Annotated in this window: 6 protein-coding genes, 1 pseudogene and 1 riboswitch; all 7 genes and pseudogenes read right to left on the bottom strand. The window is 40.5% G+C overall.

The genetic code is table 11. The annotated features are described in order from the left end of the window. Window positions 1-391: 391 nt before the first annotated feature. Window positions 392-631, bottom strand: a complete 240-nt coding sequence (locus tag PX636_RS05220; RefSeq protein WP_002797650.1) for a hypothetical protein — start codon at window positions 629-631, stop codon at window positions 392-394. A gap of 321 nt (window positions 632-952) precedes the next feature. Continuing rightward, a complete protein-coding gene (locus PX636_RS05215; protein WP_288116405.1) occupies window positions 953-3,553 on the bottom strand; it encodes an SUMF1/EgtB/PvdO family nonheme iron enzyme in 2,601 nt (866 codons plus the stop codon). Window positions 3,554-3,739: 186 nt separating this feature from the next. Continuing rightward, window positions 3,740-4,444: a precorrin-2 C(20)-methyltransferase gene (cobI, locus tag PX636_RS05210; protein WP_147070536.1), complete on the bottom strand. Its 705-nt coding sequence runs from the start codon at window positions 4,442-4,444 to the stop codon at window positions 3,740-3,742. Then, a complete protein-coding gene (locus tag PX636_RS05205) occupies window positions 4,441-5,067 on the bottom strand; it encodes a precorrin-8X methylmutase (RefSeq protein ID WP_288116404.1) in 627 nt (208 codons plus the stop codon). The genes cobI and PX636_RS05205 overlap by 4 nt, the downstream gene beginning before the upstream one ends. 1 nt (window position 5,068) lies before the next feature. Beyond that, window positions 5,069-6,493, bottom strand: coding sequence for a precorrin-3B synthase (gene cobG / locus PX636_RS05200; protein WP_288116403.1), 1,425 nt, complete (start codon window positions 6,491-6,493; stop codon window positions 5,069-5,071). Window positions 6,494-6,549: 56 nt separating this feature from the next. Beyond that, a riboswitch (cobalamin riboswitch) is annotated at window positions 6,550-6,708 on the bottom strand. Next, window positions 6,679-7,314 (bottom strand): DUF3782 domain-containing protein, encoded by a 636-nt coding sequence (locus tag PX636_RS05195; protein ID WP_288116402.1) that lies wholly within the window; start codon window positions 7,312-7,314, stop codon window positions 6,679-6,681. Its footprint overlaps the riboswitch before it by 30 nt. A gap of 57 nt (window positions 7,315-7,371) precedes the next feature. Then, window positions 7,372-7,667, bottom strand: a pseudogene (locus tag PX636_RS05190) (DUF3782 domain-containing protein); the annotation flags it as partial.

Raw genomic sequence — 7,667 nt, 5'->3', positions numbered from 1 at the left:
GATTGAGGATGTCATCAACTACCATTTAAAAGGTTATACTTCCCAGCAGATTCTCCAAGAGTTACCCAGCTTAAACCTATTGTCGCAGTATGCCCGGACACCTGAAAAACCATTGGGATAAGGTCGGACAAAATATCTATAATTAAAGTTTGAGTTTTTAATGATAATGAGCCTAGTTCACGCTGAATCAGTGAAGAGCGAAGTGTTACTAAATGATCAAGTCTGATGGCTGACGATTGGCGAAGACCACTGATCATAAAATCTGGATTTTCTGGTCTCAGAATAATATCTGTATGAAGGGGATTTTCTGGAATACGACTGGTAATTAGGGCAAAGATGACGAACCTTACTGGAAGATAAATCGTCGAAGGGAAATTAAATTAATACAATTTTACCCTTCATTAGTTACAGGTTGTCCATCGTTAAGGGTATAAATATCTTCTTCGGTATCTTGCAGAAAAGCAAAGCTAGGGTTATGGGAAACGGCATCTAGCCAGTTTTTTTCGTTCAGTTCATCCTCCGACATCAAAAGAATGACGCGCACAAACCGATCTTTTTCTTGGGGAATAGGATGATCAAGTTGAATTTGTCCTTGGGTATTGAGGATACCAGTGGTTTCAATCGCACGCATAGCAAAACCTAAAAGAAGTGATTCGATTCTAACATTAAAGTAACCATAAAAAGCGGTGATGGCTAACTACAGCGATCTCCATTCTCAGGCTCCCCCTATGGCTCTCCTCGACTTTGTGTGATAATCATTGCTTATCATTCCTTGTAGTCTTGCCAGACAAGGGTTTAAAGACTATATTTCCAGAAAATTATCGGCTGCATCTCCTATTTGTGACTTTCCCTCACCTATAGGTGAGCAGTAGAAGTTATTCAAAGAGGGCGAATGCAATTCGCCCCTACAATAATATTATTACGCCAATGGTGGCTCCCAACTGATAACTGATTAGGGGAGATCGCACACAACACGAAAACCGAGCCAGCCATCACAATCGTCGGCATCAATCCCAATCCGAACCGCCGAGCGACAGTTTACAGGATAGCTGCCCCACGAACCGCCGCGCAGCATCATTGATGACTCATTGCCTATATTACTATCTAGCCATGCAATGCTGCCATTTTCTTTAATATTGTCTGGTTTGGTTGCATAACTTTGATGATATTGATCAGCACACCATTCCCAAACATTGCCGTGCATATCATAAATTCCCCAGGGATTAGGTCGCTTTTCCCCAACAGGATGGGTTGCATTATTTGAATTAACAGTCAACCAGGCATAATCTCCCAGTTGATCTTCATCATCGCCAAAACTAAATCGAGTTTCTGTACCGGCGCGACAGGCATATTCCCATTCTGCTTCTGTAGGCAAACGGTAGTTTTTTCTGGTTAACTGGCTCAATTTTTTACAAAACTTTTGAGCATCAAACCAACTAACAAATTCTACTGGATTCTGAGGATTTCCTGAAAACTTTGAAGGATTGAATCCCATCACTGCTTCATACTGTGCCTGAGTGACGGGATATTTGCCTATCTGAAATGCTGGCACAATTACTTCATGTATCGGTTTTTCCTCTTCATACTCATCAGAACCCATGTTAAATCTACAGGCGGGTATATCCACCATTTCTAGGTTAAAGTCTGGAGGCAATGAGGTAATATTTTGGGAAATTTGTTTTTGTTGAATAGGTTCATTAGCTGACCGAATTACCCTAGGTGATACTTGTAATAATTTATCAACATTTACCTCTGCCAAGCTAAATTTAGAGTTAGCTGCCGATTTTTCATGACCGTAAGCCATTAAAGCTTTTAGCTTAGTATAACTACCCCAATAGCGAAGCGACTCGTCATATTCTTTGGTTTCTTCTTCATTTGATTGCATCGACTCTCGCAGTGCAAATTCTTCTAGTTTTGCTAAAATTCGCTGATCATTTTCTAAATCTGACAATAACAATGGCCATTTTAAACTAATCGCAGTAAACTTACCTAACTGTTCAAAAGTTAGAGAAGGAACTAACAAATTATCATTCTCATCTCGCTCCTCAAAAAATAAACCAGTTTCATTAGCGATATAAACCTTGAGACGAAAGACATTGATAAAGTGTTTAATCCGTCGCGGATTGTAATCCAATGCGGGAGCCACCATCATAATGATATTCCGCACTGTTTGGGAATCTCTATTATCAGATTTGTTGACTTGAATCGCTTCTAATCGCTTAATTACAGATGCTCGTGCTTTCTCTTTTTCGGTTTGTTCAGATTCTATCGAAGGATTATCTAGAGACAAGTTTTTTAAATCACTTGTCTGATTACTTGTTGCAGAAGTGAGATGCTTTTGCGAATTATTTCTCTGGGGTAAAGCTAACTTAAACTTACCCCAGAATGACTGAAAAAATTGGGAACGGGATTTAGCTGGCGGTAAATTGGGAGGAGTTGAAGTAGCAAGCTGAGTCAAAAAACGCTCAAAATCTGACTGGGATGGTTGGGGAACTAAAAAGGGAAGCTGGACAAACTTTTCAATAAAGGTATAACCATAAGCTAACCCTTTATTAGCACTACGTCTCGCTAAAATATCAGGATCAATTTCTGTGGTTTCCGACGGTAAATACTTGAGAATGTTTTCGTATTTTACCGCTAAACTAGCGGCTACTTTTTCTCTGTCCATTCCTAAAATAAACACCACTGAAGGATCATCAGCAATCATCAAGTTAATCGCTTGCATCAAGTCCGCTGATTTTGGATGTTCACAACGATCTAAATCGTCAATAAATACATATACTCGATCATTGCCAACATAGGCATCGACAATTTTAGCAAAATCTTCATGAAATTCTTCTACAAATGCCGATTGTTTTTTATAATCTGGGGCTTCTATATATTTAATTAGGTTGTTTTTGGGGTTTTGAAGTAACCTTTGAAAATTGCTCGATAAACTCTTAATACCAGCGAAAATCCCCGCTCCTGATAAGGTGACACCGACCGCAGTAAATAATAATTTAAAAACTGAATTAATTTTGCTCCAAAAAACATCTTGAGAGGTTGTTGCTCTGATTAATTCGTTAATTCCTTCAACTCCATAAACGATTAAAATAAAAGGAATGGCAATTGAGGCACAAATCACAAAAATTATTACTGGTAAAGCTTTAATTAATTCAAATAAGCCTTTTTCTAGGTTAAAACGCAATAATTGTAACTTAAAATGTCCTAGGATAATTCGAGGCAAATCTCGCCAATTTTTGGGCGTAGAAATCTGCTTAATAAAAGACAGTGCAAAAGCCGCCCATACCGACTCCGCCTTATCGTGTCGCCAAGCATTAAACCAAACCGTCCGACCTCCTTTTTTTCGTAAATATTCCTCCAACATTTTCATAAAAGAAGACTTGCCACTACCCCACTCTCCCTCAACCGATAAAGTTAGGGGTGGTTGTGTCTGCTGATGCAACAAAAATTCAGCGATCGCTATTACATAAGGCTCAAATCCGAGAGCATCATTATTAGTAGCTTGATCGCTGACGCTAGTATTGCGGATAGATTCAGGAGAATCGGACATGGTAGTTATTTTTAGGTGACAGAGAACGGAGAAGAAAATAGATTACCTTATCAATCCGAGAAACGCTGTATATAGCCTCCTATGCAATCAAAAAAGCAACGAAGAAAAGACATTCTCATAATATCATCTAAACCCTATAGGTTCTGTCAGGTAGGGAATAGAAGATTTAACTTAGTGTCTATAGAGTTATTGGGGTTTAGTTTTACTAGGAATCAGAATTAATGACCAGTAAGTAGCAGCCTCTGGATCGACTTCTGTAATCGGAATAATTTGCTGATTGGGTAAGGTTGCTCGTTCGATGTAGAGGGCGCGTTCTAATAATCCTAATTCATCGAGAATATTGCGAACTTTAGCGAAATGTCTGCCCAATTTAATAATCGCTGCTGCATCAATAAAGGCTAGGCGATCCCGCAATATTTCCGCCTCTAAAGTAGCGGGCATAATACTAAATACGTCATTTCGATAAGTAATAGGTACACCCAGCATTGCTGCACTTGCCATCACTGAAGAAATACCCGGCACGACTTCAATTGAAAAGCGATCACACAAGCGATTAAAGATATACATAAATGTGCCATACAACATCGGATCGCCCACACATAAAACCGCCACATCTCGGCCTAAGTTTAACTGTTCGGCGATATTTTCGGCGGCAATATCATAATGAGGTTGAGAACTGCGCTCGACACTAAAAGGTAAAGGCATGGGAATTTCTATCTGCTCGGGACGGATAAAATCCGACACAATTGCCCGTGCCAAAACTTTGCCACTTTCTAAGGTAGGATAAGCAATTACCGGAACAGTTGTGAGAATCCGGTGTGCTTTTAGCGTCAACAATTCGGGATCGCCGGGCCCGATTCCTAATCCATAAAGTTTGCCTAATTTATTCATAATTCGTTCTCTTTTGCTAGGGCATTGACTGCTGCTGCTGCGATTGCGCTGCCTCCCCTACGTCCGTGCAGGGTAATAAATGGCACACCACGACTATTAGTTGCTAATTCTAATTTCGACTCTGCGGCTCCCACAAATCCCACGGGAAAGCCTAAAATCAAAGCCGGTTTATCTACATTTTGATCGAGCAATTCTAGCAGGCGAAAAAGTGCGGTTGGTGCATTACCAATGGCTACCACTGCTCCAGCTAAACGAGGTCGCCAAAGTTCTAAAGCGGCAGCGGAGCGGGTATTATTAATTTGCCGTGCCAACTCGGTCACTTCTGGATAATTGAGGGTACAAATAATCGGATTATCTTTAGGTAAACGCGCTTTGGTAATGCCATTAGCGACCATTTGAGAATCACAGAGAATTGCTGCACCCCCAGCGAGGGCATTTCGTCCGATTTTAACCGCGTCCGGTGATGCTTCTAAATCTTCTGTTATGTCTGTCATCCCGCAGGAATGAATTAGACGAACCGCCACAGGAGCTAAATCATCGGGGAGATTTTCCCAGTTAGTTTCAGCCCGAATAATAGCAAAAGATTTGCGGTAAATTTCCTCACCATTCTTAATGTATTCCATTCTATTTATCTAAAATTTTCGAGTTTTGGGAGCTTAAAATTTGGGCTATGAGGGGGGGAATCTTGGTAAATTCTCCCTCAAATATAGGTGTTTCTAAGAATTTTTGACTATCACCCACATAGACTTGATAAGCTTCTAGTATTTGGCCATTTTCCTCGATGGTAGTTCCTAAAAGGGTAATTTCGGCTGGACCCGGTTGAGCGCAGGATTTAGCACAACCTGTCAAATGAATATTAACAGGAGAATTGCAGGTTAAGCGTTCTTTCAAATAATCTGCCAGGAGAGAAGCATGAATTTGAGTTGCAGTGGCCGCCGCCGCACAGCCCGGTTTACCGCTACAGGCAACTATCCCCGCATCCCATCCAAGAGAAGCGGATAATCCTAAGGATGCCAGTTTTGGCAACAATTCTGAGACTTTTTCATCGGGAATATCGGGTAATATAACAGTCTGCCAAGGAGTTAATCGTAACTGACCACTGCCAAAAGTTTCTGATAGTGCCGCTAATCCCCATAGTTGATTAGCCGTCAATTGTCCTAATCTTAATGATAGACCAATATAAGACAATCCGGGTTGCTTTTGAGGATGAATTCCCAGATGAAAATAGGGTTGAGTAGAATGGGCAGCCTGCTGGTATTCTTGCCCTTTTATTATGCCGGTAGAAGTCCGATGTAATTGGCAGTTAACTTGTTCGAGATATTTGGCTAATCCCCAATCTTTGAGCAGGTGTTTCATCCGCGGTTTTTTCCCCTTGATATTGGGGGTTTGTTGAACATAATCGATATAAACTGTTACTAAAGCTTTGACCACAGCTAAACAGTTTTCTGGCTCAATTAATAAGTCCGTGTCATAGAATTGTTTATCTCCTGCGAGGGCTAATCGAAAGCAAACAAGAGAAGTTAAATTTGTCGGATTATTGACGGTAATTGCCGATAGCTGAATCTCATTATAGCGGTGTTGCCAGGCCATAGTTGAACTGGTGCCAATTCCCACTGCACCACCGCCATCGATCCCGATACTAAATTTAGGACTTAGTTGGGCAATTGATGGATAATTTTGGATAAAATTATCTAATTCTTGGACTAATGGACGAGTATCGATCGATTCTTGGCAGTCAATTCCAGCCGTGGGACTTGACATGATGTTACGCAGATGATCAACACTGGGATTATGGGCAGCTAAACCTAATTTTTGCAGGGTTTGAAATTCTTCTAAAGTGGGGGATTTTTGCAGTCCGCGAATTTGCAGATTTGCCCGATTGGTAACTTGTATTGTCGTCTGCCATTGTTCGAGCCAAGTGGCGATCGCTTTTCCCTGTGGAGAATTGAGCCATCCACCGGGGGTGCGGAGACGAATTAAAAACCCATCCTGGGCAGCAGTTCCATAAAACAAACCGGGACAAGCATTTGCTTCAACTAACCAATTCACCTTTGTGTGTTCTCCATGCGACGCAGAGAAGTAGTTAGAAAATTATTTGTCTATCTACCGATTAAAAACTTGTAATTGGCATTCTGACTCGCAAGGAAAAAGGGAAGATGTACTCTTTTTACTTTTTACTTGATTACAGCTGCGGCACAGTACCAGAATTGCACTGGACTTTCCCAAAGACAAGCTTAAATATTATACCACGTTTTCGGTTGAAACTCAGTATCGTTAAGAATCGCTACATTTTCACCCCGTTGTGCCAAGACAAATAAACCTTGACGATAAGCATATTTATCCGCTCCTTCTTCGATTTCAATGCCTGCTACTGCCCCATACAATTGTTTGTGGTTATATTCTGGGAAAAATTGCCTAAATTCGGTTAGATTCTTGATTAATTCTTTGACATCATCTACACTTAAACTACTTTTGACTTCCACTACTAGCACATGATTTTCATTAGTTACTAACACATCAATTTCTAGGGTTTTACCGTCGAGACGTTTTCTGACTCTTTGACTAACTTGATGTACGGGAATCTGACGATTTAAAAATAAAGTCTCACAAGCTGGGGCTACCATATTTTCGACAAAACGTCCCCATTTACCGCCAAGATTACCAATTTCTTGACTGAGTCTGGTAATTTGGCGATCAGTTTTTAAAGATTGTTCTTTGAGAATCCGCTCGGTTTCTAAAGATTGTTCTTTGAGAACACGCTCGGTTTCTTGAAAGCGTCGCTCGGTTTCTTGAAAGCATCTTTCTGTCTCTTTTTGAGCTTCTACTAATTCGGCTAATAATTTCCAAACATCATCGGCGGTGGTGGTCATAGTTTTTCCTCTGAATTAACTTGGCACTAACCTGATTACATCTTGTTTTTAAAGCCCCTACCACGTTTTCGGTTGAAACTCAGTATCGTTAAGAATCGCTACATTTTCACCCCTTTGTGCCAAGACAAATAAACCTTGACGATAGGCATATTTATCTGCTCCTTCTTCGATTTCAATGCCTGCTACTGCCCCATATAATTGTTTGTGGTTATATTCTGGGAAAAATTGCCTAAATTCTGTTAGATTCTTGATTAATTCTTTGACATCATCTACACTTAAACTACTTTTGACTTCCACTACTAGCACATGATTTTCATTAGTTACTAACACATCAATTTCTAGGGTTTTACCGT

Origin of the sequence: Microcystis sp. M53598_WE2 (assembly GCF_030067735.1) — a bacterium.
GTDB classification, from domain to species: Bacteria; Cyanobacteriota; Cyanobacteriia; order Cyanobacteriales; family Microcystaceae; genus Microcystis; species Microcystis aeruginosa.
Note: the sequence above shows the minus strand (reverse complement) of the source record. Positions and strands in the feature narration are given on the sequence as shown.